Source organism: Bradyrhizobium yuanmingense, assembly GCF_900094575.1.
Lineage (GTDB): Bacteria > Pseudomonadota > Alphaproteobacteria > Rhizobiales > Xanthobacteraceae > Bradyrhizobium > Bradyrhizobium yuanmingense.
Genome location: NZ_FMAE01000012.1, coordinates 135,814 through 159,771, shown reverse-complemented (window position 1 = coordinate 159,771; position 23,958 = coordinate 135,814). Strand labels below are relative to the sequence as shown.

22 protein-coding genes and 1 pseudogene are annotated in these 23,958 nt (G+C 63.7%); 4 read left to right on the top strand and 19 right to left on the bottom strand.

From position 1 onward, the window contains the following. Positions 1–792, top strand: a pseudogene (locus tag GA0061099_RS33850) (M10 family metallopeptidase C-terminal domain-containing protein); the annotation flags it as partial. A gap of 119 nt (positions 793–911) precedes the next feature. Here GA0061099_RS33850 and GA0061099_RS33845 read toward each other — a convergent pair. The 11 genes from GA0061099_RS33845 to GA0061099_RS33795 form a co-directional block, all read right to left on the bottom strand. Next, the gene (locus GA0061099_RS33845; RefSeq protein ID WP_036007439.1) at positions 912–1,874 is read right to left on the bottom strand and encodes a UDP-glucuronic acid decarboxylase family protein; all 963 of its coding nucleotides are present in this window, start codon (positions 1,872–1,874) and stop codon (positions 912–914) included. Between the two features lie 156 nt (positions 1,875–2,030). After that, a complete protein-coding gene (locus GA0061099_RS33840; RefSeq protein WP_036007432.1) occupies positions 2,031–2,780 on the bottom strand; it encodes a glycosyltransferase family 2 protein in 750 nt (249 codons plus the stop codon). An 11-nt stretch (positions 2,781–2,791) separates the two neighbouring features. Further along, the gene (locus GA0061099_RS33835; RefSeq protein ID WP_036029824.1) at positions 2,792–4,195 is read right to left on the bottom strand and encodes a capsular polysaccharide export protein, LipB/KpsS family; all 1,404 of its coding nucleotides are present in this window, start codon (positions 4,193–4,195) and stop codon (positions 2,792–2,794) included. Positions 4,196–4,199: 4 nt separating this feature from the next. Continuing rightward, positions 4,200–5,588: a surface carbohydrate biosynthesis protein gene (locus GA0061099_RS33830; protein WP_036029826.1), complete on the bottom strand. Its 1,389-nt coding sequence runs from the start codon at positions 5,586–5,588 to the stop codon at positions 4,200–4,202. A 23-nt stretch (positions 5,589–5,611) separates the two neighbouring features. Continuing rightward, positions 5,612–6,544, bottom strand: a complete 933-nt coding sequence (locus GA0061099_RS33825) for a hypothetical protein (RefSeq protein WP_050996163.1) — start codon at positions 6,542–6,544, stop codon at positions 5,612–5,614. Then, positions 6,541–7,431: a class I SAM-dependent methyltransferase gene (locus GA0061099_RS33820; protein ID WP_036029829.1), complete on the bottom strand. Its 891-nt coding sequence runs from the start codon at positions 7,429–7,431 to the stop codon at positions 6,541–6,543. The genes GA0061099_RS33825 and GA0061099_RS33820 overlap by 4 nt, the downstream gene beginning before the upstream one ends. Continuing rightward, positions 7,432–8,955, bottom strand: a complete 1,524-nt coding sequence (locus GA0061099_RS33815) for an MATE family efflux transporter (protein ID WP_036029831.1) — start codon at positions 8,953–8,955, stop codon at positions 7,432–7,434. 10 nt (positions 8,956–8,965) lie between these two features. Next, positions 8,966–9,787 (bottom strand): SDR family oxidoreductase, encoded by an 822-nt coding sequence (locus GA0061099_RS33810; RefSeq protein WP_036029832.1) that lies wholly within the window; start codon positions 9,785–9,787, stop codon positions 8,966–8,968. Positions 9,788–9,800: 13 nt separating this feature from the next. After that, positions 9,801–10,502, bottom strand: a complete 702-nt coding sequence (locus GA0061099_RS33805; RefSeq protein ID WP_036007421.1) for an acylneuraminate cytidylyltransferase family protein — start codon at positions 10,500–10,502, stop codon at positions 9,801–9,803. Next, positions 10,499–11,407, bottom strand: coding sequence for a Gfo/Idh/MocA family protein (locus GA0061099_RS33800; protein WP_036007419.1), 909 nt, complete (start codon positions 11,405–11,407; stop codon positions 10,499–10,501). Before GA0061099_RS33800 ends, GA0061099_RS33805 begins: the two co-directional genes overlap by 4 nt. Beyond that, positions 11,404–12,453, bottom strand: coding sequence for a nucleotidyltransferase family protein (locus GA0061099_RS33795; RefSeq protein WP_036007417.1), 1,050 nt, complete (start codon positions 12,451–12,453; stop codon positions 11,404–11,406). Before GA0061099_RS33795 ends, GA0061099_RS33800 begins: the two co-directional genes overlap by 4 nt. A gap of 198 nt (positions 12,454–12,651) precedes the next feature. On the opposite strand from GA0061099_RS33795, the gene GA0061099_RS33790 reads away from it, so the two are divergent. Beyond that, positions 12,652–13,263, top strand: coding sequence for an acetyltransferase (locus GA0061099_RS33790; protein ID WP_036029839.1), 612 nt, complete (start codon positions 12,652–12,654; stop codon positions 13,261–13,263). On the opposite strand, the gene neuB is transcribed toward GA0061099_RS33790, so the two are convergent. From neuB to GA0061099_RS41535, 7 genes are all read right to left on the bottom strand, one after another. Beyond that, a complete protein-coding gene (gene neuB, locus GA0061099_RS33785; protein ID WP_036007413.1) occupies positions 13,260–14,330 on the bottom strand; it encodes an N-acetylneuraminate synthase in 1,071 nt (356 codons plus the stop codon). The two genes, GA0061099_RS33790 and neuB, sit on opposite strands and share 4 nt — an antisense overlap. Next, complete coding sequence (gene neuC, locus GA0061099_RS33780; protein WP_036029841.1) at positions 14,327–15,505, bottom strand: UDP-N-acetylglucosamine 2-epimerase; 1,179 nt, start codon at positions 15,503–15,505, stop codon at positions 14,327–14,329. The genes neuB and neuC overlap by 4 nt, the downstream gene beginning before the upstream one ends. Further along, positions 15,498–16,724, bottom strand: a complete 1,227-nt coding sequence (locus GA0061099_RS33775; protein WP_036029844.1) for a LegC family aminotransferase — start codon at positions 16,722–16,724, stop codon at positions 15,498–15,500. Before GA0061099_RS33775 ends, neuC begins: the two co-directional genes overlap by 8 nt. Continuing rightward, positions 16,717–17,736 carry an NAD-dependent 4,6-dehydratase LegB gene (locus GA0061099_RS33770; RefSeq protein ID WP_036029846.1) on the bottom strand — a complete coding sequence of 340 codons (1,020 nt, stop codon included), beginning with the start codon at positions 17,734–17,736 and terminating at the stop codon, positions 16,717–16,719. Before GA0061099_RS33770 ends, GA0061099_RS33775 begins: the two co-directional genes overlap by 8 nt. Before the next feature lie 134 nt (positions 17,737–17,870). Then, entirely contained in the window at positions 17,871–19,073 is a 1,203-nt protein-coding gene (locus GA0061099_RS33765; protein ID WP_036029848.1) for an HAD-IIIA family hydrolase, read from the bottom strand. Next, positions 19,067–19,387 carry a hypothetical protein gene (locus tag GA0061099_RS33760; protein ID WP_036029851.1) on the bottom strand — a complete coding sequence of 107 codons (321 nt, stop codon included), beginning with the start codon at positions 19,385–19,387 and terminating at the stop codon, positions 19,067–19,069. The genes GA0061099_RS33765 and GA0061099_RS33760 overlap by 7 nt, the downstream gene beginning before the upstream one ends. Positions 19,388–19,438: 51 nt before the next feature. Then, complete coding sequence (locus GA0061099_RS41535; protein ID WP_050996167.1) at positions 19,439–20,323, bottom strand: class I SAM-dependent methyltransferase; 885 nt, start codon at positions 20,321–20,323, stop codon at positions 19,439–19,441. A gap of 444 nt (positions 20,324–20,767) precedes the next feature. Here GA0061099_RS41535 and GA0061099_RS33750 point away from each other — a divergent pair, with 444 nt between their 5' ends. Together GA0061099_RS33750 and GA0061099_RS33745 are read left to right on the top strand one after the other, a co-directional pair. Next, positions 20,768–21,625, top strand: coding sequence for a hypothetical protein (locus GA0061099_RS33750; RefSeq protein ID WP_141697710.1), 858 nt, complete (start codon positions 20,768–20,770; stop codon positions 21,623–21,625). Between the two features lie 8 nt (positions 21,626–21,633). Then, on the top strand, positions 21,634–23,049 hold the full coding sequence (locus GA0061099_RS33745; RefSeq protein ID WP_036007399.1) for a DUF6418 domain-containing protein: 1,416 nt from the start codon (positions 21,634–21,636) through the stop codon (positions 23,047–23,049). A gap of 61 nt (positions 23,050–23,110) precedes the next feature. On the opposite strand, the gene GA0061099_RS33740 is transcribed toward GA0061099_RS33745, so the two are convergent. Then, positions 23,111–23,950 carry an SDR family oxidoreductase gene (locus GA0061099_RS33740; protein ID WP_036029858.1) on the bottom strand — a complete coding sequence of 280 codons (840 nt, stop codon included), beginning with the start codon at positions 23,948–23,950 and terminating at the stop codon, positions 23,111–23,113. Positions 23,951–23,958 lie beyond the last annotated feature (8 nt).

Here is a 23,958-nt window from a genome sequence, read left to right as displayed (position 1 = left end):
GCCGAGCAGGTGTCCGGTGGCGGCTACGACGTGGTCTGGAAGAACTCGGCCAATGGGCACTACTCGGTCTGGAGCACCGACAGCAGCGGCAATTTCGTGACGACGCTAGCCGCGGCTCCCGAGGTCCTGGGGAGCGATCCGACCCTGAAAGCACTGGAGCCGACGCTGCAGCAGGATCTCAATGGCGACGGCACGATCGGAGTGCCGATTGCCAGCCCCGTCACGATCGAGGCGTTGGGATCGACCAGCGTGGTGGTGTCCGGCGGCAATTACTATCTGACCAACATCTCGACTGGCGTCGGCCCAACGCTGAAATACCAAGGCAATGTGGTGGACACGGCCAATTACACGACGTGGTCCGTCATTGCTGCCGAGCAGGTGTCCAGTGGCGGCTACGACGTGGTCTGGAAGAACTCGGCCAACGGGCACTACTCGGTCTGGAGCACTGACAGCACGGGCAACTTCCTGACCACCCTTGCCGCGGCTCCGGAAGTGCTCGGGTCCGATCCGTCTCTGAAAGCGTTGGAGCCGACGCTCCAGCAGGACCTCAACGGCGACGGCACGGTGGGCGCTGCGCCGACATCCGGTGATGGTTTCGCGTTCGATTTCACCCAAAGCGGGGCGTCGCTGACTGCTCCATCCGAGCCGCCGGACTTTATCCCGGCACCAGCCGATCCGTGGACCGCGTCGGATCAGTGGACTTCACCGGCGGACAGTCACGGTACGGCTGCAATCGACATTCTGGCCGACTTTCTCCAGGCCCGTCACGATTTCGATTTCCAGCTGACCTGAAGGCGATGTCGTTTCCGTGAGGCTTCTCCGGCAAACATCTCTGTCTTGGTTCGCCGATGTCCCATCCTGGCGACTAAATTGCAGCTATCCGCAGTGACGGGAATGGCCCGCGAGCGGGATCAGGCGATTTCGAGCGAGTGCTTGAAGTAAGCGATCGTCTCCTTCAGCCCGTCTTCGAGCGCAACCTTCGGCTCCCAGTTCAGCACGGCCTTCGCCTTGGCGAGGTCGGGCTGGCGCTGACGCGGGTCGTCCTGCGGCAGCGGCTTGAACTCGAGCTTGGAGCGCGAGCCGGTGAGCTCGATGACCTTTTCGGCGAGCTCGCGAATCGTGAACTCGGAATTGTTGCCGAGATTGATCGGGCCGGTGACGTCTTCCCCAGTCACCATCAACCGCATGATGGCCTCGACGAGATCGTCGACATAGCAGAACGAGCGGGTCTGGCCGCCGTCGCCGAACACGCTGATCGGCTCGCCCTTCAGCGCCTGGACGATGAAGGACGAGACCACGCGACCGTCATTTGGCTGCATGCGCGGGCCGTAGGTGTTAAAGATGCGCGCGACCTTGATCGGCAGGCTGTGCTGGCGCCAGTAGTCGAAGAACAGCGTTTCGGCGCAGCGCTTGCCCTCGTCGTAGCAGGAACGGATGCCGATCGGGTTGACGTTGCCCCAGTAATCCTCGGTCTGCGGGTGGATCAGCGGATCGCCATAGACCTCGCTGGTCGAAGCCTGGAAGATGCGCGCCTTGAGGCGCTTGGCGAGTCCCAGCATGTTGATGGCGCCGTGCACCGAGGTCTTGGTGGTCTGCACGGGATCGCGCTGGTAGTGGATCGGTGAGGCCGGACAGGCCAGGTTGAAGATCGCATCGACCTCGATGTAGAGCGGGAAGGTGACGTCGTGCCGGACCGCCTCGAACAGCGGATTTGCGATCAGATGGGCGATGTTGCGTCGGCTGCCGGTGAAATAATTGTCCGCGGACACCACCTCGGCGCCGGCATCCAGCAGCCGCTCGCAGAGGTGCGAACCGATGAACCCGGCGCCCCCGGTCACGAGGATGCGGCTGTTCCTGTAGTTTTCAAACGGCATGATCGGTTCCAGATTGTCCGCGGGGAGCAGGCTGAGTGGTATCGGCAACGGCCGGACTCGCCAATAGCCAAATGGGTTTGGATGGAGGTGTTATAGTATCCCTACTGTGCATGGGGTTGTTTTGGCATTTCTTTCCAGCCGGGTCCCGCCATACCTCTAGAATTCCCGCCGTTTCAGCCAGGCCCGCGCCCCCCAATGGGCAAAGCACCAGGCGGACCGGGGCAAGGAGAGCTGCTCGACGTTGCGATAGATCTGCCAGACCCATTTGGCCGAACGCAGCGGACGACTGGAGACCGAGGAGCCTCTGACCCGGTAACGGGCCAGATCCTCGTTGAGGCCGTGTGCGGTATGGCCGCGCTTGAGGATCGAGAGCCACAGGCAGAAATCGTCGTAGCCCTCGTTCTTCATAGCGACGGGACCTGCGATCTCGCGGTCGACCATCGCGGTCAGCGTCGCGATCGCAGTGTTCTTCAGGAGCTGCCCATAGGCGAGCGAGGCCGGCACCTCGATCAGCCGGCCAGTCACCGTGTTGGTGTCGTTGATGCGGCGAAAGGCGGTGTAGCTGAGTGCGGCCTGCTTTGCCTTCGCGAAGGCGAGCTGCCGCTCGAGCTTCTCGGGCAGCCACAGATCGTCGCTGTCGAGGAAGGCGAGATAGCGGCCCTTCGCCTGGTCGATCGCGGCCTGTCGCGCCAGCGCCGGGCCGCCATTCTTCGCCTGCCGGATCAGCTTGACGCGCGGATCGCGCTCGCCGATGCCGGCGATGATTTGCGGGGTCTTGTCCGTCGAGCAGTCGTCGGCGATCAAGAGCTCCCAATCTGTGAATGTCTGGCTCTGCACCGAGCGGATCGTCTCCTCGATCAGGCCTTCGACGTTCCAGGATGGAGTGATGATCGAAACGAGCGGCATGACGGGTCCGTTCAGTTCGCGCGGTCAGGCGCGGCGATTGCGGTACGCAAGGAGGCCGCAAAGGTGTCGAGCAGCTTGGTGTCGCTGACATAGAGCTCGCCCGGATAAGACCGTCGCCAGGCCGACTCGAAATAGGGCGCGCCCTTGGCGGGATCGAACGGCCCGGCGGCGAGCGCCGCGCGCAACCGTGCGGGTACGTCGGCCAGACGATCGACCGCATAGACCAGCGGACAGGAGCGGTAGAATGCGTCGCCCATCACCACCACCGGCTTGCCGAGCAGTAGCGCTTCGGCGCCCGACTTGCTGTTGACGGAGACGACGGCAGCGGCGCGATCGAGCACCGTGTAATTGTTGGTCTGCGGCGGCAACAGCACGAAATTGTCGAACCGGTGCGCGAGCTCGAACAGGCGGGCGGCCGAGATTGCCCCGATCTGGGCAGGATGCTCCTTCACCACCAGCACATGCGAATCCGGGATCGTGCGCAGCAGGAAGTCGACGGTCGCGACCTGGTCGAGATAGTCCGGCGAGCGAAGCGTCAGCGCCATATCTGCCGGAACGTGGAACGGATAGTAGACGAAGGGCGTTTGGGGAAGCGGCTGGTAGAGCTTGCGCAACCGCGTCGCGTTAAGCGCCATCGCGGCATGCACCTGAGCGTGACGCAGATTGTGCCCGAATTCCTGGTGCTTGCCGAGCGCGAACTGGTCCCAGAGCTTTTCGACGAGACGATTGGCGTTGCGCAAATTGACGATCTTCTTGAAGGCCGCCGAATAATGATGCTGGTCCTTCTTGGGAATGACGATCGCGCGCTGCGTCAGCGTGTCGTCGAGATAGGCGCGGACCTCTGATGAAACCGTGTCCGCCGGCGTCGGCATCACGTCGGGCGCGCCGAGCGTGTCGGGCGTGAAATACATGCGGCCGCGAAAGAACGACGGCTCGATGAACCAGTTGCGGATGTTGCGGCGCCTTGCGGCGTAGAAGCTCGCGATCACCGAGAGAAAGCCGCCGAGCTCCTGCACCAGCTCCGCGTGCTTGCCTTGCCGCTCCAGCCGGTCGAGCACCGTCTCCATCGCGTTGGCGTAGATCATGAAGCGGCGGCGCAAGGCGGCGCTATCGCGGATCCCGAAGGTGAAGCGCTCATGGCTGAACAGGAAGTTCGTTCCGTCCAACCCGTAAGATGCGACGCGCGTATCGAAGGCGCCGCGATCGTCGGGCGAGGAGCCGGCCTTGAGGCCTTCGCGATACATGTTTGTGACCGGCACGCCCTCGGCTACCGACATCTCGGCACTGCGATCGTCGAAGGCAAGCAGCTCCACGTCATGGCCTGCCGCGCGCAAGCGTTGCGCCACCGGAATCCAGAACCGCGTCTGGTATTCGGCAAGCGTGGTGATGAGAATGGTCTTCGCAGATGCTGTCATGGCTCTATTGGGCGTGTTCGATCGCAATGCTCGCGAGCGGCAAGCCCGTCATCGCGCAATGTGCGCGCCTTGCCGTATATTGCGACGGGCTCGCCTGATCGTGCGCGGCAATGCGCTGAAGCAGGGGCTGGACGATGGACGGTGCGATCCGCTTGTCGCGACGGGCCGGATTGAATTGGCTGCGAAGCCGCTCGGTGACGGCCGAGCCGAGCGCGGCGCTGGCGGCGCCCTTGATGATCTGGCCGATGCTCGGCTTGTCGCGCGTGCCCTTCATGGTGGCAAGCAGCGATACGTAGGGCCGGCGCGCGTTCAGCGCGCGCGTCAGGACGTCGGCGACGCGTTCGGCGGCTTGCCCGTCGTTCAGGTGAAAGAATGCCTCGATATCGGCGGCGTGAACGCGGGCGAAATCGAAGGCCTCGGTCTCGCGCTCGATATGGTCGATGGCGCTAAGCAGCTCGTCGAACGAGGCGACCGGCCGGCTCACGCGTGCGGGCAGCGCGGCATGGCCGGCGGTCGTTGGCGTGTTCAGGTATTCGAGCTGGAGCGGGAGCTTGCCGAGCAGGACCGATTCCACGGCCGTTCCACAATTGAGATGAATGACGGCGGCCGCATTGCGGATGCGGTCGAGCACGCTGCCGGTGCCGTCGATCAGGACGTTGGCGTGGCGCGAGAGCGCGCTGCGGTAGACGTCTTCTCTCTCGAAGGGGTGCGGTCGCACGAGAATGTTGCGGTCGGGGCGCGCTGCGGCAAGCCGGTCGATCTCGCCGAGATAGCTCGCGAAGACCTGCTTCAGGTCCGCGATGAAGCGATCGACATAGGTGCCGTCCCAGCCGGCCCGCACCATCGCTTCGCGCTCGCCGCCCGGCCTGCCGGTGAAGCGTGAATTGACCAGCGGAAAGTTGGCGTTGACGAGCAGGTAGCCGCGCGGCTCGCCGTCGAGCAGCGTGCGCCAGCGTGGGGCTGCAAAGTCGAAGCGCGGGCATCCGGTGAGGTGAAGCTGCTCCGGCTTCATCGTTTCGGCGGCGAGAAAGGCGTCGTGCAGCCGGCTGCCCCAGAAGAAATAGCCCGTCAGGATGTCCGCGTAGCCGCTGCCCTTGATGTGGGCCGCCATAGCCGGTGGCGAATTGCCGCCTTTCTCGGCGAGCACGCCGCCCTCGGTATCGAGCACGTAAAGCGCGAGGCCCGCCTTGGCGAAGCTGCGCATCAGGTCGAGATTGACGGCACGCGCGTAGTTGACGACCAGTGCGTCCAGCCCGAGCCGTGGGACATCGACGGCCTGCTCGTACATCGGCACCAGCACGACCGAGACCCCGCGTCGCGCGAGTTGATAACCGAGCATGACCGCCCCCGGCAAGTCACGCTTGGGGTGATCGACCACCAGGCCTATGCGCAAGATGTGACTCCCGGCCGGCCGCGTCAGAGCCGCATTACTGCGCGCTCGAGCTCCGTCAGCGCGCCGGCCGCTCGGAAGCGCGGCGGCGGCTCGGGGAAGATGCGCGGCTGTTGGATGTAGGTTGCCGTGTAGAGGAGGCGGTTGTGATCCGACTGAATTCGGCTTCCCATGTGCAGGCAGCGGGCCGTGTTCACAATGAAGGAAGACAGGCGCGGCGCGATCATTTCCTTGACCGCGTCAGGACCGGTCTTGGCGAACACCTGTGCGTCGCTCATGTGGCTCTTCAGCGTGTTGCGGAAAGGCCTCGACGGGCCGGCCGGGATGAACGTGAACGGACCGTCGGCCGTGTCCCTTACATCGGTGAGATAGATGAAGAGCTTGCACACGCGCTTGTCGTCGTGATCCAGATGCCACAGCTGAGAGTAACTCAGTGCTTGGTTCGGAGTGGGTTGCGACAGCGTCAGCAATACGTCCGACAATTGTGGCAGATCGTGCATGAAGTCGCCGATGATGCGCAGTGCAGCCGGTTGTAGGGCGTAGCGCACGAAAGGATGGTCGGTCGCGAATGCGCCGTTGACGAGGTCTTCGTCCAGCAGACTGACCCAGAAGGACTTATGCCCGAGCTGCTGCTTGCCGGTAAGTTCGTTCAGCCGGCTCACCTTGGCCTCGCCCACCGCAGCGACCGCTTCAGCGAGGCTGCGGTCCACGAGCTCGGACACGTCGACATACCCGTCCGCCGCCAGCTTGCGGCTCGCCTCGGACCATTCGGGCTTCGAGGGAAGCCGATTGAGGAGCTCGATGCGTTTGGCGCGCGCTGGCAACTGCAAGGTGGTCAGAGCTGCCTTTATCGCCCATCCAAGATCAGTGCGATTGACATGCCACAGGAGGCGACGGAATTGGCTGACCTTTGGCTTGCTCGGGGCGGGCCGATCAGTCGTCGTGTCGATGGCTGTCATGTGGGCTCCCAGCAATACAAAAAACCATCATTGTGGATCGTCGGCGCGAACGGCATTCGTTCGCGCGCCAGGACGCGGAGGCGGCCCTGCCGCTCGTAATCGTCGAGCGTCGAGAACAGCTGCGTCTGGTAGTCGACCGAACGGATGTAGAGGAAGCTGACGATATCTCGGGGGCTCGAGAGATTCAGTAGCTCCGTCGTCGGCTCGATGTTGATGACGCGCTTTGGCCTCGCAGCAATGATGTTGTCCACCACCTTGCGCACGTCATAAGGGATTTGCTCGATGCAGAAGTACGTGAAGACGACCTGATCCTTGATGGCGGAATAGTTCGGGTCGTTGCTGTCGGTCAGGTCGATTTTGTCGAGCGATATCCGGTCCGAAAGGCCAAAATGTGCTGCGATCTCCCGGCCCGCAGCAATGCCGTTCGGCGCGATGTCGAACCCGCGGAGCCTCCAGTCGGGATGACTGAGGTGAAGCGACAGCAGATTGATGCCGCAGCCCGCGCCGAGTTCGATGACCTCCGTGGCGCCACCAGTATGCCGTGCCAGCAGGTCGGCGAGGGCTCTGGCGCGATAGCGATAGTAGTCGTCAGCCGCGGTCCTGCAAATCTGATTGTCCACCTTGCGAAGACCCAGCGCGGGGTTCTTCTGTATCAGGAACTCGTCGACGTTGGCAGCCTTGGTCCATTTCTTTTCTGACAGCATCCGCTGCCAATGCGTCAGATTATACTCGGAATCGACGATGTCGGCCGTGCGCTTCACGCGGCGCAAGGCAAGACGGCCAATGCTCCTTGCTGCGTCGATAGCATAGCTCATGGCCTTGTCCGACAAAGACGCCGGAGCGAACCCTGGAGTGACCGCTTTCGTATCTGTCGCGTGGATGTTCATTCAACTGCTTTTGGATGTCAGTCCCATCAATTGCCCGACGGCGGGAAATACACTCCGGTGCCGCTTCTCCAGCACCAGGAAGTATTGGAGCACCCAGGTCACCAGACAGAAAACCATGGAACCGAGCGCGAGCTTTAGCACGCTGTCGAACCGAATGTAACCTGCAATTGTTGCTAGAAAAACGCTTGCCAGGAGGAGGATTGCGAACTGGGTTCCGATCATCTTCGCGAACTGATTGCGATCGAGCTCGAGTGCACTGCGCAACTCTCTCAACTGCAAGGGAAGCACGGCGATACTGCCGATGACCTGGCCAAGTATCAGGGCGCGTTCCGCGAACAAATGCAGTGTCGCGGCGGAGATCGCCGCCCAGATCAGAAGCTGAACGGCCACCAGCCGGTTGAGCTTGGCCTGCACCTCGGGCCGCGTCAGGAAGATCAGGCTGCCGGTTGCCACATATTGCGCGCAGATCGGAACCAGGAAGCTGAGGCCCATCCAGAACGCGTAGGGCGCAAGAAGCGGGCCGATCCAGATCTCCATGATTTGAGGCGAAAGGATAGCGGTGCTGGCGAGCGGCGGTACGACGAACATCGGCATCATGACGACGCCGAGGTCGCCGAGGCGCTGGAACGACGCGGCGCTGCCGCGCTCGTCGAGCCGACTGGCAACCGGAAGCAGAGCGGAAGTCAGGAGACTGACCACAACCTTGGAGAGCCGCGACAATCGTACCAGCGCGTCGTAGGTGCCGACGGCCCTGGGGCCGAACAGCAATCCGATCAGGAACGGTTGAAACGGTCCGGAAATGCCGCCCATCAGCTTGCCTTGCAGCAGCAGCAGGCAACGATGCAGAATGTCCTTTCGGATGTCCCGGGTCCAGGGCAGCAATCGCACGTGCTTGTGCCGCAGGGCGACGAAGGCGGCAATACCGATGACGACGGCGCGGGCCACCAGGGTGGCGAGATAGATGTAGGCGACCACCTCGAAGCCTGCCGCCGCCCACGATGCTGCGAATGTCAGGCCGACATAGGCCGCCGTCGACGTGACCTCGGCGGCGCGGAGCAGGTTGTAGCGCTCGAAGCCTTTGACAATGCCTTCCCACACCAGCGCCGGAACGAAGATCAGATTCGCGAGGGCCGTGTAATGCATGATGCGGGCGAACGTATCGAGGTGTGCGGCGTCAACTTTCATCGCGATGACGAACAGCGGCGTCGCGAGCCAGATCGCGGCGCTGAGGATCAAGGCAAGAGCGATGGAGGCCGCGGCCAGGAAGGCGATCTGGCGGCTGGCCTGGGTCCAGTTACGGTGCTCGCGCGCGCGCGCGACGACCTGGGTGGCGACTTCGGACAGGCCGAGGTCCAGCACCGCCATCATGCCACTGGGAAGCAGCAGTCGCGAGATGACGATGAGGCCGAACTCGGTCACCCCCCAGGTACCGATGATCAGCGGAATGACTGCGAGGCCCAGCAAGGCGGCCACGCCGAAGGCAAACGCCGAAATCACCGTGTTCTGGATTAGGCGCTTGATCATCGGTGTTTGGTTACCAGGCGCTCAATCCGCCATCGACGGCGATGTTCTGCCCGGTCACATAGGAGGCCGCGTCGGACACCAGGAACAGCATTGTCCCCACCATCTCATCCGCCCGCGCCATGCGGCCAAGCGGGACGCGAGCACCGTAGCGCGCCTTGAAGGTCTCGTTCTGGCCGCTCTCCACCCCGCCCGGGGTGAGCGTGTTGACCCGAACGCCCTTCGCAGCCCAGTAAGTCGCGAGGTGCTTGGTCAGGCCGATGACGCCGGCTTTGGACGCCGTATAGACCGCCGGCGTGTTGATGGCGCGGCCGAGATATTCGGAGCCGTCGTAGATGCGCTGGTCGGGTGCCATCAGGCCGTAGATCGAGGCGGTCTGCACGATCGCACCATAGCCGCGCTCGGCCATCCGGCCGCCGAGCACCTGCGCGACGGTGAACATACCGTCGAGATTGACCGACATGATCTCGCGCCAGGTATCCTGCGAGAACGTCTCGACCGGGGCGAAGAAGGCGTCCACATCGCGGGTCTTGCTGGCGGCGTTGTTGAGCAGGATCGAGACCACTCCGAGGTCGGATTCGATTGCATCGGCCGTCTTGCGCACCGCATCGGGATTGGTGATGTCGCAACCGTAGCCCTTGGCCCGGACGGCATGGCGTGAGGCGACGTCGGCCGCCGCCGCGTCGGTCGCAGCCTGATCGAGATCCACGATCGCGACATTGGCGCCGAACTCGGCAAGCCCCTCGGCAAATCGACGTCCGAGAATGCCGCAGCCGCCGGTGACGACGGCCGTCCGCCCAGTCAGATCGAACAGAGCCTTGAAGCTCGCGGTCATCGCTTGCGCCTCCTCAGGCCGGCAGCCGCTGGCGGAGCAATAGTTCCACCAATGCAAAATCGAGATCCGAATCGATGTCGATCGAACGCTCTTCCGGCATCTCGAACAGGCGCGTATCCGGATAGAACACCGCGGGGTGCTCCAGGAACGGTGCGACCCGCCAGACATAGATCGACGCGTTCATGTCGAAGCAGCGCGGGGCGTCCTGCCGTCGGGTGATGGGCGGATTGGCGGATTTCGAGAGGCCGACGCTGCCGTCGGTGCGCTGCTCGACGAGGTTGAAATACGGCGAGCGCCGCGCCGGCGCACCGGTGATGACATTGCGCGCGCCGCTCTCGCGCAGCAACGCCACTGCACCGGTGATGTCCGAGGCCAGCCTGAGCGGGGAAGTGACGTCGAGATCGACGAAAATTTCCGGCGTCCGACCCATTTGCGCTATGGCCTGCTCGAGGCAGTGCCGGATCGCCGGCAGCTTCGGCGCGGTGTCGGTCGCCATCTCGTCGGGGCGTTTGACCGCGATATCGGCGCCGGCCTTCACCGCCGCATCGAGCAAGGCGTCCGAATCGCTGCTGAAGGCGATCGCGTCGAACAGGCCGGTCTCGCGCGCCTGCTCGATGCTCCACGCGAGCACGGGCCTACCCAGGAGATCGCGCGCGTTCTTGCCGACGACACCTTTCGAGCCGCCTCGCGCGCAGATGGTACAGACAAGGCTCATGGCGACACCCAGGTCTTGCTGCGCAACGCGCGCTCGCTGGCGTCGATCAGATGCATGACGCCGAGGGCCTCCGGCAGGGAGCAGGCCGGACTGGCGCCTTGCATCGCGGCGACATGCATGTCGCGGTAGGTCTGGTCGCGCTCGCTGGGAATCTCCCTTGCCTTGCCGTTGACGGCGAGGCGGCCGCCGACGAGATCGGCCTCGATGGTGTCGTCCTCGACATTGACGCGAATGCGGCGGACGCCCTGACGGTCGAGATAGTCCATGTGGACGTGGACGGACGGCGCCCGCTGCATATCGAGCAGCAGGTCAAGGTGGTCGTCGACGTCGATGTCGCGCGCACCGGAGGCGCCGCCAAGCGCAGCGACGCGATGCCATGGCCCGAACAGCCAGAGCAGATAGTCCAGCTCGTGGCTGAGATCCCGCAGCACGCCGCCCCCGGCATCAGCCGTGGCGGAGGCGGTTGTGCGGTGATCGCGGTCCGGTCGCCAGTCCCTGATGTCCTGGCCGACATAGGCGCCGACCGTGATCACGTCGCGTCCGCGCAGCGTGTCCGCCAGCGCCGTCATCACTGGGTGAAAGCGCAGATTGTATCCGACGCTGACATGGGCAAACGGATATTTCGGGGGCGGTGCCGGCGTTGCGAAAAGCGGCTTTTCGACGAGGACTTTGCCATGGAAGCCGGTTTGCGCCAGCTCTTGCAGATGGTCCGCATGGCGCGCCGTCTCGGTGGCAATCACCACGTAGTCCGGATGCGCCGCCGCGACGGCCTGCGCGATCGAACCGTAGTCGCCACCTTCGCGCCGGCTGACCGTTGCGACCCGAAGGCCGAGCTCGCGCAGGACGCGCGCATGCCTTGTGCCGATCGAGCCGAGGCCAACCACGACGGCTGTTGTCGAGATCACGGGAAGACCTCGTGAAACTCCGCATGCGCCTGCTCGAAATCCTCCAGCCGGCCGATGTCGAGCCAGTACTCGCGAATTGGATAGACCGCGACGCGTCCCTTGTCGGCGATCACGCGCTCGAGCACGGTCGGCATATCGATGCTGACGCCCCGCGTGACGTGGCGGAAGACCGACCTGCCGATCACATAGATGCCCGCACTGACGAACCAGCTCTCGGTCGGCTTCTCGCGAATGGTCTGGAGAAATCCGTCCGTGGTGGACACCACCCCATAGGGGACGTGCACCTTGTGCTCGCGGACAGCCATCGTCGCTTCTGCCGGCGCTCCGTTGTGGAAGTCGAGAAGCGCTCCGTAGTTGATCGTGGTGAGGATGTCGCCGTTGGTGACGATCATCGGCAGATCCGGCGGTGTTGCAAACAGCCCGAGCGCACCGGCAGTGCCGAGGCGCTCGGTCTCGTGCACGTACTGGATGTTAGCGCCAAAGGCGACGCCATCGGCAAAGTAATCCTTGATCGTCTGGGCCTTGTAATTCACCGAAATGAAGATGTTGCCGAAGCCTTGCTGGACGACGTTGCGGACGATCGTCTCGAGCAGCGGGCGGCCGCCGACATTGAGCATCGGCTTCGGAACGTCGCGCGTCAGCGCACCCAGGCGCTCGCCGAGGCCGCCGGCCATGATCAGCACCGGATTCTGATACTGGCGCGGCTCGAGCAGCTCATCGAGCGTCTCGACCACGACGAGATGGCCGCCCTCGTCGACGAGCGGGAGCTGCTTGATCGACCTCTGCCGCATCAAATGCAGGCGATCCTCACGGGGCAAGGTCGCAGGGGCCGACACCGGCGTCCGGTTCATGATGTCGGTCGCAAGCCCGGTGAGGGCGATGCCGCGCAGCAGTCCGCGTCTGACGTCGCCGTCGGTGACCACGCCGAGCAGCCGGTTCTGGTCGTCGAGCACCAGCGCAATCTGGATGCTTCCGCTCTCGATCGCGGCAATGGCCTCGCCCACACTGGCCTGGGTACCGACGATGGCCTTGCGCCAGGATTTCATGGCAATTCTGCCTCGTACACGCCGGATTTGTGGGCAGCCCACGGCTGAGCCTGCTATATCGCGGCTGCGAGAGGCGGCGTCAACCCCGTCAGGGGACCCGGGCTTGTCCTTGTTAATTCAAGCGTTTTCAGGCGCAATCGGTCGGTTTGAAGCGCCCGGGCCCGGCCGCTAAGATCGGTGCAGCTCAGGGGAATCGCGATGGACGATCTGATCATCATCGGCGGCGGCGAACATGCCTTCATGGTCTACGAGGCAGCGCTTCTGTCGGGCCAGTTCAACGTCATCGGTTTCCTCGATCGCCAGCCGGGAACGTTGGGCGATGCGCGCTATCTCGGAACCGATGATGTTGCGCCGAACTATCCCGATGCCGCCTTCGTGGTCGGGGTCGGAACGATGCAGGCGGGGCCCGCGCGCCGGCAGATGATCGGCCGGCTGCAGCTGACGCGCTGGGCGTCGGTGATCCATCCGCGCGCGTTCGTCTCGCCGTCGGCAACGATCGGTCTGGGCTGCGTCATCATGCCGGGCGCGATCGTCAATGCGCGAAGCATGATCGGCCATCACTGCATCATCAATTCGGGCGCGGTCGTCGAGCACGACGTGCGCATTGGACACTACACCCATCTCTCGCCGGGAACGGTGGTCGGCGGTGGCGCCGAGATCGGCGACAATTGCTTCGTCGGGCTCGGCAGCCGTGTCCGCGATCACATTTCCATCGGCAACGATACGCTGGTCGCGATGGGCTCTGTCGTCACCGGCTCATGGCCGTCCGGCTCGGTGCTGCGCGGGGTTCCTGCCAAGCCTCGCCGCTAGACCGGATCATCCGGCTCGAGCGCCCGCGGTGCCGCGGTCCCGATCAGGGACCAGTACTCGATCGGCGACCGCCCCGTGCCCGGCCGCTTGGCGGTGATGTCGGCCGGGCCGATGATCTCGCCGGCCTTCAGTGCGCGTGCCGCCACGATGCTCTTGCGCGCGACCGGCACATTGCCGACCTCGGACTCCCTCGGTGCCTTAACGCCGTCGCCGAGCGCGGCCTCAACATTGCGGATGGCGCCGACCATCCGCTTGAAATCATCAGGTTCGAGCGAGGCCGCGTGGTCGGGACCGGGCGCGCTGCGATCCAGCGTCAGGTGCTTCTCGATGACCGCCGCGCCGAGCGCGACCGCGGCGACCGAAACCTCGAAACCGTCAGTGTGATCGGAATAGCCGACCGGAAGCTGGAACGCCGACCGCATCGTCGCCATCGCAGCGAGGTTCACATCGGCGATGGGGCAGGGATATTCGGTCGTGCAATGGAGCAGGCTGACGTGCCGCGCCAGCGCGGCGCGCGCTGCCGGATCGCGCCACGCCGCGCGGAAAGATGCGAGGCCCGCAGCATCGTTGCGCTGCGCGTAGCCGTGCGCCAATACGCCGAGGGCTTCCTCGATCTCGCTGAGCGTCGCCATGCCGGTCGAGAGGATCAGCGTCGCACCGGCCCTCGCTGCAGCGTGCAGCAGCGGGGCATTGGTGAGATCGCCCGATCCGATCTTGATGCGCGGCAGTTCGAGCGACAGCAGAAAGGCGAGTGAAGCGTCGTCGAAGGGTGTCGACAGGAACTCGATACCGCGCTCCTCGGCGCGCGCGATCAGTGTGTGATGTGCAGCCTGCGGCAGCTCGAGACGTTCCAGCATGGCGAGCTGGCTCTCGGCGGCGTCCGTCGTGCGCTGCTGGTAGCCGGCCTTCTTCGCCGCTCCGCCCGCCAGCGCCTTTGCATTGAAGGTCTGGAACTTGACGATGTCGGCACCGGCATCGGCCGCAGCATCGACGAGGGCCAGTGCCTTGTCCAGGCTGCCGTCGTGATTGACGCCGGCCTCCGCGATGATCAGCGTGTGTCTCGTCATGGCCGCGCTCCGTTTGCGGGAGCTTCGTAGAAGCCCTTCTTCAGGAGCTGGCCGAAATCCGGGATGGCCGCGATGATGTCGGCAAAGCGCCGGCTGGAATCGCCGTCGCCATAGGGATTGACGGTGTCCTTGCGGCCCCGCTCAAGCGCTTGCGAGATCGCCGCGGCGATCGCGCCGCGCTCGGGCGTGGCGTGAAATACCGAGTCGGCGCGCTCGCGCCCCTTCTGACGGTCGCCGATGTCCACCGTCGGAACACCGAATGACGGCGCTTCGAGGATGCCGCTCGACGAATTGCCGATCACGACGTCCACCTGGCTCATCAGGCTGAGATAGCGGAGCTGCCCGAGCGAGGCGACCGCGATCGTGTTCGGCCGGCCGGCCGCGAAGGCCTTGGTCCGGTCGTTCAGCGCGCGCCCTTCGGCATCGGCATTGGCGAGCGTGAAGATGAGGCGAAAGCCGGGATCGAGCCTCGACAGCGCCGCGAACAGCTCATCCAGCTCGGCCACCGAGCGTCCGGCCTCGACCGTCACCGGATGGAACGTCACGAGCGCATTGCGCTCGCCGAGCGGCATCCCGATCGCGTTGCCGATGTCGTCGCGGTTCATCAGATCGAGATGCTTGATGGCGTCGATGCCGACCGAGCCGATGGTGTGGACACGGGTTGGGTGCTCGCCAAGCTGCATCAAGCGCCGCGTCGAGTCCTGATTGCTGGTGAAATGCAGATGCGACATCTTGCTGATGGCGTGGCGGACGGATTCGTCGACCGCGCCTTCGGTGACGTCGCCGCCGAACAGATGCGCCATCGGCAGCCGCATGAACATCGCGGCCTGGGCGGCCGCGAACATCTCGAAGCGGTCGCCGAGCACGACGACGAGATCCGGTTGCAGCCGCGTGAACGCGTCGGCAAAGCCGATCACGCCGAGCCCGACCGATTTTGCAACGCCCGCGCCGGTGTCGCTGGCAAGCAGCGTCTCGACGCGCTCGTCGACTTCGAAGCCCTCGTCGCGGATGGCGTTGAAGGTGTAGCCGAACTCGGGCGCGAGATGCATACCGGTGGCGATGAGCTGGAGCCTCAAGCCTGACGTCTCGCGGATCGCGCGCATCGGCCAGACCAGCAGCCCGAAATCGGCCCGGCTGCCGGTGACGAAGCAGATCTTTCGCGTTCCGCTATTCATCGCGGGCTCTGATGCTGGCGCTGCTCGGCAGGTTGATCAGGCGGCGCTCGATCGACTCGGCGGTGGCGAGATCGCCGCGCGGGCTGTCCGAGAACATCGGCAGGCGGTGCATCAGGGTCCAGGCCGGCCGCGCGCCGAAGCCGGCTTCGTTCAGCGCCGTCAGCAGGTCGTCCCGCCGTCCGGCATGGGCCTCGTCGAGCAGGATCGCGTTCAGCCAGTAATTGCTCGTGGTGCCCTCGGGCTCGCGCGAGAAGCATACGCCGGGAACGTCCGCAAAGACGCGCTCATAGGCCGCAGCCAGCCGGCGCTTGCTTGCCAGGAAACCGTCGAGCTGCTCGAGCTGGGCGCAGCCGAGCGCGGCGTTCAGGTTGGGCAGGCGGTAGTTGAAGCCGATCTCGTCGTGCACGAAGGCCCATTTGTGCGGCAGCTTCGCGGTGGTGGTGAGATGCTTGGCGCGGCGTCCGAGCTCCTCGTCGTTGGTGAGGATGGCGCCGCCGCCGCCTGTGGTGACGATCTTGTTGCCGTTGAAACTCAGCGCCGCGAGCCGCGCCTGCGATCCGACGGCGTGACCCTTGTAGGTCGAGCCCAAGGATTCCGCGGCGTCCTCCACCAGTGCGATGCCCCAGTCGCGGGCGATCGCGGCGATCTCGTCGAGCTCGACGGGATGGCCGAACGTGTGCATCGGCGAGATCGCAGCGATGCGGTGTCCGGTCTCGCGATTGACCGCGCCCTTTGGCGTTCGCTCGGCAATCCTCTCGAGCCGCGCGGCGAGGGCGCGCGGGTCCATGCCGAGCGTGGCGAAGGAGCTGTCGACGAAATGCGGCACCGCCCCGCAATAGGCGATCGCGTTCGTGGTCGCGATGAAGGTCAGCGCCGGCGAGATGACCTCGTCGCCGGGCTCGACGCCGGCGAGGCGGAAGCAGGCGTGCAATGCCGCCGTGCCGTTGACGACGGCGACCGCGCGTTTGGCGCCCGTCACCTCCTCCAGCATCCGCTCGAAGCGGTCGACGAACGGGCCGACCGAGGAGACGAAAGTGCTCTTGATGCATTCTTCGAGATAGGCGACCTCGTTGCCGGCAAACACCGGCTCGTGCAGGCCGAGGATGCCGTTGGGCGTGCCTGCGGCGCGCCGGACGGCATCGACCACGGCGTTCGGATCGAAGGTGCGCGTAGAGACGTCGGATCTGGTCGCGGCCGTTCCCACAATTGCCTCAGACATTGTAGACGTCCGCCTTGTAGCGGCCGAGATTGACGGGATTGGTGAACCAGTTCACCGTCTTCACGATGCCCTGGCGCATGCCTTCGATCCCACCGAATTCCGGGGCCCAGCCGAGCTGCTGGCGCGCCTTGGAATTGTCGGCCCAGAGGCGCTCGACCTCGCTATTGGCGGGACGCAGCCGCGCCTCGTCGGTCTCGATCTCGATCGTGGTCCCCATGACGTCGGCGATCATCTGCGCGGTGGCGCCGACCGAGATCTCGAAGCCGCTACCGAGATTGATGGTCTGGCCGACGGTCTGCTCGGCCGGTGCGGTGAGTCCCGCGATCAGGCCGCGCGCGGTGTCGGTGACGAAGGAGAAGTCACGGGTCGGGCTGACGGCGCCGAGACGAATCCTGCGCTTGCCGGTCGCGATCTGGCTGATGATCGTGGGGATCACCGCACGCGCCGATTGCCGCGGTCCATAGGTGTTGAACGGCCTGATCACGACGACCGGCATGTCGAACGAGGCGTGGAACGATAGCGCCATCTGATCGGAGGCAATCTTCGAGGCCGAGTAGGGCGACTGGCCGACCAGCGGATGGCTCTCCTTGATCGGAACGGTCTGCGCCGTGCCATAGACCTCGCTGGTCGAGGTCTGCACGAAGCGCCGCACGCCGGCCATGCGCGCGGCCTGGAGCACGTTCACGGTGCCGCGCACATTGGTCTCGACATAGGAATCGGGCGCGACATAGGAGAAGGGAATCGCGATCAGCGCCGCCAGGTGCAGCACGTCGGTGCAGCCGCTGGCGGCTGCGATCATGAAATGCGGATCGCGGATGTCGCCGGCGACCACCTCCACGGACTTCATGATGTCGGCGGGAACGGTGTCCAGCCAGCCCCAGGAGTTGAAGGAGTTGTAGCAGACGATCGCCTTGACGCGGGCCCCGGCTTTCACCAGCTCCTCGACGACATGCGAACCGATGAAGCCGTCGCTGCCGGTAACGAGGACGCGGGCGTCCCTCAGATCTGCCATGCCGGACCCCAAAAGGCGATTAAGCCAGTCTTCGCAACAAGATGGCGCTATAGCATACTGGCGGTCGCGCGCAACATAGCAGCGGTGCGAAAGCTGACAAATGCCCGGGAATGCAGCAGTTTTTGACGCGCCATCTAAGTGTTGCCGGCCGCGTTCAGGCGCGCTCTTACGAACGCCTCGAGATTGCCGCCCTGGAACAAATGGCCGGGAAGTCCGGCAGCCTGCGCGGCCTCGAGGTCGCTCGGCTTGTCGCCGATCACCATGCTGCGCGCCATGTCGATGGGGAAACGCTGCGCCAGGTCGGCGATCATGCCCGGCGCCGGCTTGCGACGGTCGCTGACGCGGCAATAGCGGGCCACGGTTCCCTCGGGATGATCGGGGCAATATTCGAAGGCGTCGATATGCGCGCCGACCAGCGCCATCTGCTCCGCCATCCAGCGGTGCAGGGTGACGACGTGATGCTCCTCGTAATAGCCGCGCGCGACGCCGGATTGATTGGTGATGACGAAGGCGAAATAGCCGGCGTCGTTGACGGTCTTCACGGCCTCGCGTGCCCCGTCGATCCATTCGAGCTTGTGCGTCTCGAATGTGTAGCCGGAATCATGGTTGAGCACGCCGTCACGGTCGAAGAACACGGCGGGACGCCGCAGCTTCTCGCGCAGCTCGCGGTCGGCGCGCGCGAAATCGTCGGGGATGCCGATGTCGATGAAATAGCCGCGATAGGCGGTGCCGCGCAGCTCGCCGCGCGCGGCAAGGCCGGGAAACACGTCCTGTTCGAGGGAGGCGGGAAGCTTCGCGATATCGGCGAGAACGGACTTGTCGACGACGTAGATCCCGGCATTGACCGGCCCCGTGGCGCCCGCACCCGGGGCGATGAAATCGCGCACCACGTCGCCTTCGAGCGCGACGCGCCCGTAGCGGTCCCCGACGACGCCGTCGCGCAATGCCATGTGAATCCGACCGTCCCGCGCACGCGCGATCAGATCAAGCAGGTTGAAGTCGAACAGCGAGTCGCCGTTGAGCAGCAGGAAACGGTCGTGCAGCAGATCGCGCGCGTTCACGAGCGCGCCGCCGGTACCGAGCGGCTCGGTTTCGCGCGACACGACGATCTTTGCCCGGCCCCGCGCCGCTCCGGCGTAGTGGCTCTCGACGATGTCGGCCTTGTGGCCGGCAAGCAACAGGATCTCATCGAAGGCCTGATAGCGGGCGAGTTCATCGATCAGCGTGTCGAGAAACGGCCGGCCGCCGATCTCGAGCATCGGCTTCGGCACGGATTTGGTGCGTTCGCCAAGGCGGGTGCCGAGCCCACCGACGAGGATGACGGCTTGTCTCAGCATGATTTGTCCCTCCGATGGCATGAGTGATGCAACACGACGCGCATCAGAGGGGCGATCAGGCTGCAAGTATCTGCAAGCCGCTGATCTCCTTCGGCCGGCTGCAGAGTCGTGCGTACGACCGATTTTGCACCTGTTGCGATCATTTCGTTCACGGTGTCCAGACTGGAGAACAGATGGGCGGCCGGCGCGCCGTTGGTCGCCCGGACGATGCCGATCGTATACGGGTCCGAGAGGATGTAGGTTCTGGCGGAGCCAACTGTGCCGAGCTGGATCAGGAAGAACAGCAAGGTCAGGACAAATGTGATCGTCCACATCGCGAGATCTCTTGGATGGGGCCCGTCGCAGCAGCCGAGAATTGGCGATCTTCAATTTCCTTTCGGCAGGTCAGTCGGGCGGCCAACGATCAGGGAGCCTAGCGTGAACAGATCCTCCGGAGAGAAATTTCGAAAGCGCGGTGCCAACCGTTCCAGGATCTGCTGCTCAGGTGGCCGGCGGTCTGGTTGGTCGCTGAGAAGTTCAAACCCGGCCTCTCTGAACAGCTGCAGATATTCGCTATGGCGCAAACGATTGACGTATTGGAAGCGAGACTGGAAGGGCGCCCAATCCTCGTCGGAATAGGTCAGGAAATTGAATGAGCTGATGGACGGATCGAAGCCTTTGAAGTGGTCGCCGTAGTCGATTTGCATGAGGATAAGCCCGTCAGGGCGCATGATGCGTCGCAACTCCTTCAGGATCGCCGCGATGTCGCTCTTGGGAATGTGCTCGAGCGTTTCGACCGAGACCGCGCAGTCGATCGAATCGGCTGGCAGGCCTGTCGTTCGGGCATCGGCCGGTGCGCGGTAGTCGATGTGCCAGTAACGTTCGAGGTCCTCTACGGACTTCAAGTCGGGGTGGTCGGTCCCGCTCAGTCGAGAAATCACGGCTGCGTTGGCGCGGATCAGTTCCAGCTTGGCCAAGCGCTCGATGTCGACGGTGATGAAACGTCGCGCCCCATGTGCACTGAAGGCGAGAGGAATGATCAGATCCCGCCCGGCGCCGAACTCGTAAAAAGTCGAATCCCGTAACGGTCGGATGCTGTACCTGTCGTGGACGCCCAGCAGCCGCTGCGCAAGCGTATAGATGGACCTGACCTGTCGTTCGGGGCGCGGCAGCCGTCGTGTGACGTAGCGCTGCAGGGCGTAATGCAGGTCTTCGCCCCAGGGAATGTTCGACAATACGGAGAACGCCCGCGCCTTTGTTTGCCAGCGCACGTCAGCATTTCCTCGCCGGAATGGCCACGATCGGAGTGATGCTGACGAGCGGTGGTTGAAGCACGGTGTAGGTCCAAGAAAGGCCGATGTTCTGCCTGTTTGAGGCAGATACCAACTCACATAGCTAGTTTCGGTCATACGGGAGCCGCAGCCCCAATGCAAGGACTGGAGCACAGAGATGGCGGCACTCGTTCCGGTAGCAAGAGCGCCCTCATGTCCAGCAGCCGCTTGGGCGACCAAGGCTTGAGCCTGACGAAAGTCGCGGGTCACCTTTGGTGGATCAGACGGCAGGACGGACCGAGGGCGGCCAGGGCCACAATGGTTCCTCGAGAATTTGGCACAGGAGCCGATTAATCAACCATAGATTGCTTAGTATGATGTCGACCGGGCGCCCCATTCACGGTATGGAGCTTTCCGTTCATATTGTGTCCGGGACAAGAGTACATGCCCATGATCGAGCGTGCGCCCCAAGCTTCAGTTCGTCCGCAGCTTGCGAGGTGGTCCGATGTCGCTATCCGAACAGTACGGAAGCATTGGGTTCTTTCGCTCGCCATCGGAGCCATGTTGTTGGCTGCTCTCGGTTCCCTGGACGTCGGCCGAAAGGTGGAATCCTGGACCGCAAGCGCGACGATTGCACTTGGTACAATGCCCAGCCTTGACGGCCTTCTCGGCCGGTCTGCGATGACCGTCGAACGCGTAGAGAGTGCCCGTGAGCTGGTGACACGGATCGGAGGGATTCAGTTCCAAGACAGTGTACTTGCCGATGCTCGCAAGGCACTTCACGACCGCCGGGGGGCGTTCGCCGGAGCTTCGTTGCGCGGGATCGTCATAGACGATTCCATCATCCGTCTGGAGGCAAGTTCCGCCTCGAAGGAGGAGGCGCTGATCCTGCTTAAACAGGCCGTTGCCGCAATCCAGGCCGTTCATCAGAAATTGCTTGAACCCAGAATGGAATTGTTGCGTTCCGTGCGCGACAGCCTTCAAGATGCAAAGGTGCGCCTGAGCGATTCGCTCAAGAAGGGCGACATATACGTTACGCCGGCTCGGCCGGATGGCACGGCCTTGATGTCGAGCCCCGGGGGCTCAGTTGATGGAATTCTCAACGTCGAAACGCGCATTGCGTTACTGACCTATAGCGAGCGCACCGTGAGGATGACAGGCCTGCAGGATGGATCATCTCCTGTGATGGAAGGCCCCAGGGAGGTCAATCTCGTGCAAAGAGCCATTCTGGCGGGCTTGGGCATCGTCCTTTTCATTGGCCTTTTGACTTTCCTTCTGAAGCGATCGGTCCGCGTCGGGTAGAGCTGGCCATGACCCTTTTGGCTGGTGTCTCGATACTGCTCTTCATCGTTTGGTTGTTGCGCTTCAGATCGACAATTTTCCTGTGCCTCGCCTTTCTTTTGTTTACCTTCGTGTGGCGGACGATCTCCTCGTTCTACATCGATCTCTCGGGGCCAATCCTTTCGTCCCAGCTTCAGATGTTCATTGGTCCCGGCGTCATGACTGTGTTCCAGTCGATCGCCTATTTTCTGACGCTTCTTCCATTCCTCTGGGTCTTCAATGCGCAGGCGCTGGATGATTGGGCTCGGTCGGCTCCAGTTCCCGAGCCGCATCCGAGCCAATCTCAACTGACTCTGTCGGACGTCACATTCTACGTGTCGGTCCTTTTCTTGATCCTGCTTTTCGGCGCTCTGATCCAGGGGGGCGTCATTCCACTGTTCGCCAAGATCGAGCGTTGGACCTTCAACGAGCAGGCCAATTTTCTTCATCGCTTTGTGATCGAGCGAGGCGACATGGTCTGCTTCTGGTGGGGGACCATGTTCGTCGCTGAGTGGTTGCGACGGCGGCGATACGATTATCGCTTTCTGGTTTTGCTGGCTGCAATGATCTTCTACATGTTTCTCGTAGGCGGGCGCTTCTCGCCCTTCTACCGATATTGTGGATTCTTTATCATACCGTTCTCGGCGGCTTTGCTCGTTCAGGCGCGAGGCTTTGCAGGCGGACGTTCGTTAAGCTTGCTGCCTCGGATCGCCGATCGCCGCATCGTGCTGGCGGGCACCGGCATCATAGCGGCGACGGTCGCGATGATTGCATTTGCGCTCTACTGGAATCTGACCAGGGTCAGAGGATACGAAGGAGAGGCCGCGCGGGGCGCTTTCGTGGAGCGCGCTCTCGTGCAGCCGTCAGAGATAGGATGGGCGTCCTATCAGCGTGTTCTGGTCAACGGAGATTGGGATGCACGCCGTGCCTTCGATGCCCTGTTCGGGCGTCCCATCGTTGCGGGACGAAACACGACACCGCAGTTCCTGATGTCCGAAACGATCGGTGAGCCACGGACGACGGAGCACATCACGGGCGGGTTTCAATTCGCAGGTGGATTTCCTGAAATCTTTTTCGAGCTGTTTGGTCCCTATTTGAGCTGGTTCTTTCTGCTGGGAGCCGGCTGGCTCACGGCGCTCATTTCCGCGATCATGATCCGCTCAATCGTTGCCGGGCGATATCTGACGGCAATGCTGTCGTTCTATGTGCTGTATGGCTTCTACGTCATGTACATCGGGGGCATGCTGAACTTTGCGGCGACGCCGACATATTGGATCAAAATTGCCGCGCTGTTCGCCGCGATCATTCTGGAGGAGCGTTGGCAGATGTTGGGCCGTCCCGTTCTCCCGTGGGTGCTCGCCGACAAAACTCGCTTGTTTCGCCGCTCTGCGGTTTCCAAAGTTTAGGAGCTACGTCCGGCGAGCAGCGCAGAGCGGTGTCGCTCTCGTCGTGAGCGGCGCGCCGCGGCTACCACACGCTTCGACCGCCATCCATCACCAGGTTCTGCCCGGTCATGTAGCTCGAGGCATCCGAGCACAGGAACTGCACCGCGGCGCGGTACTCGTCGACCTCGGCCATGCGGCCCATCGGGATCAGGCGCGTCAGTCGCTCGACGAAGGCCGGATCCTGGTTGTTGAAGACCCCGCCCGGCGAGATCGCGTTGACGCGGACGCCGTGATCGGCCCAGTACGTCGCCAGATATTTCGTCAGCCCGATCAAGCCGTGCTTGATCACGGAGTAGGTCACCGGCTTCACCGGCTGCTCCTCCTCGCGCGTCACCTGCGGTTGGCGATAGAGCCGCTGGTCCGGCGCGATCACGCCGAGATCGGAGGCGATGTTGAGGATCACACCGCGGCCACGCGATGCCATTGCGCCGCCGAACACCTGAGCGCATAGCATCGCGCCGGTCAGGCCCACGGCGATCTCGGTCTGCCATTGCGGCACCGGAAACGCCTCGAAGCGGGAGGAATGCATCACGCCGGGTGCGGAGGTCACCTTGGGATCGATGGCCGCGTTGTTGACGAGGATGTCGACGGAGACGCCGCGGCCGGAAAGCTGCTCGTGCGCAGCGCGCACCGAATCGAGTGTGGTGACGTCGATCGCAAGCGCGATCAGGTCGGCGGACGGCGCATTCTGCTTGAGTGCGGCAACGGCGGCTTCGGCCTGCGCAAGTCCGACGTCGGTGACGACGACGCGCGCGCCGGCCTCGGAGAGCGCGGCGACATGCTGCCGGCCGAGCAGGCCGCCTGCACCGGTTACGAGAGCGGTGCGGCCGGTCAGGTCATAGCGTGAGGACGGGCTTGGCATCGGGAGCT

Coding starts and splice junctions, on each gene's coding strand:
- GA0061099_RS33820 (WP_036029829.1), bottom strand. CDS start 7,431: ATGAACATCCACGCGACAGATACGAAAGCGGTCACTCCAGGGTTCGCT.
- GA0061099_RS33815 (WP_036029831.1), bottom strand. CDS start 8,955: ATGATCAAGCGCCTAATCCAGAACACGGTGATTTCGGCGTTTGCCTTC.
- GA0061099_RS33845 (WP_036007439.1), bottom strand. CDS start 1,874: ATGCCGTTTGAAAACTACAGGAACAGCCGCATCCTCGTGACCGGGGGC.
- GA0061099_RS33745 (WP_036007399.1), top strand. CDS start 21,634: ATGACCCTTTTGGCTGGTGTCTCGATACTGCTCTTCATCGTTTGGTTG.
- GA0061099_RS33810 (WP_036029832.1), bottom strand. CDS start 9,787: ATGACCGCGAGCTTCAAGGCTCTGTTCGATCTGACTGGGCGGACGGCC.
- GA0061099_RS33740 (WP_036029858.1), bottom strand. CDS start 23,950: ATGCCAAGCCCGTCCTCACGCTATGACCTGACCGGCCGCACCGCTCTC.
- neuC (WP_036029841.1), bottom strand. CDS start 15,505: ATGAATAGCGGAACGCGAAAGATCTGCTTCGTCACCGGCAGCCGGGCC.
- GA0061099_RS33805 (WP_036007421.1), bottom strand. CDS start 10,502: ATGAGCCTTGTCTGTACCATCTGCGCGCGAGGCGGCTCGAAAGGTGTC.
- GA0061099_RS33775 (WP_036029844.1), bottom strand. CDS start 16,724: ATGTCTGAGGCAATTGTGGGAACGGCCGCGACCAGATCCGACGTCTCT.
- GA0061099_RS33825 (WP_050996163.1), bottom strand. CDS start 6,544: ATGACAGCCATCGACACGACGACTGATCGGCCCGCCCCGAGCAAGCCA.
- GA0061099_RS33765 (WP_036029848.1), bottom strand. CDS start 19,073: ATGCTGAGACAAGCCGTCATCCTCGTCGGTGGGCTCGGCACCCGCCTT.
- GA0061099_RS33760 (WP_036029851.1), bottom strand. CDS start 19,387: ATGTGGACGATCACATTTGTCCTGACCTTGCTGTTCTTCCTGATCCAG.
- GA0061099_RS33750 (WP_141697710.1), top strand. CDS start 20,768: ATGCCCATGATCGAGCGTGCGCCCCAAGCTTCAGTTCGTCCGCAGCTT.
- GA0061099_RS33790 (WP_036029839.1), top strand. CDS start 12,652: ATGGACGATCTGATCATCATCGGCGGCGGCGAACATGCCTTCATGGTC.
- GA0061099_RS33835 (WP_036029824.1), bottom strand. CDS start 4,195: ATGACAGCATCTGCGAAGACCATTCTCATCACCACGCTTGCCGAATAC.
- GA0061099_RS33795 (WP_036007417.1), bottom strand. CDS start 12,453: ATGAAATCCTGGCGCAAGGCCATCGTCGGTACCCAGGCCAGTGTGGGC.
- neuB (WP_036007413.1), bottom strand. CDS start 14,330: ATGACGAGACACACGCTGATCATCGCGGAGGCCGGCGTCAATCACGAC.
- GA0061099_RS33840 (WP_036007432.1), bottom strand. CDS start 2,780: ATGCCGCTCGTTTCGATCATCACTCCATCCTGGAACGTCGAAGGCCTG.
- GA0061099_RS33770 (WP_036029846.1), bottom strand. CDS start 17,736: ATGGCAGATCTGAGGGACGCCCGCGTCCTCGTTACCGGCAGCGACGGC.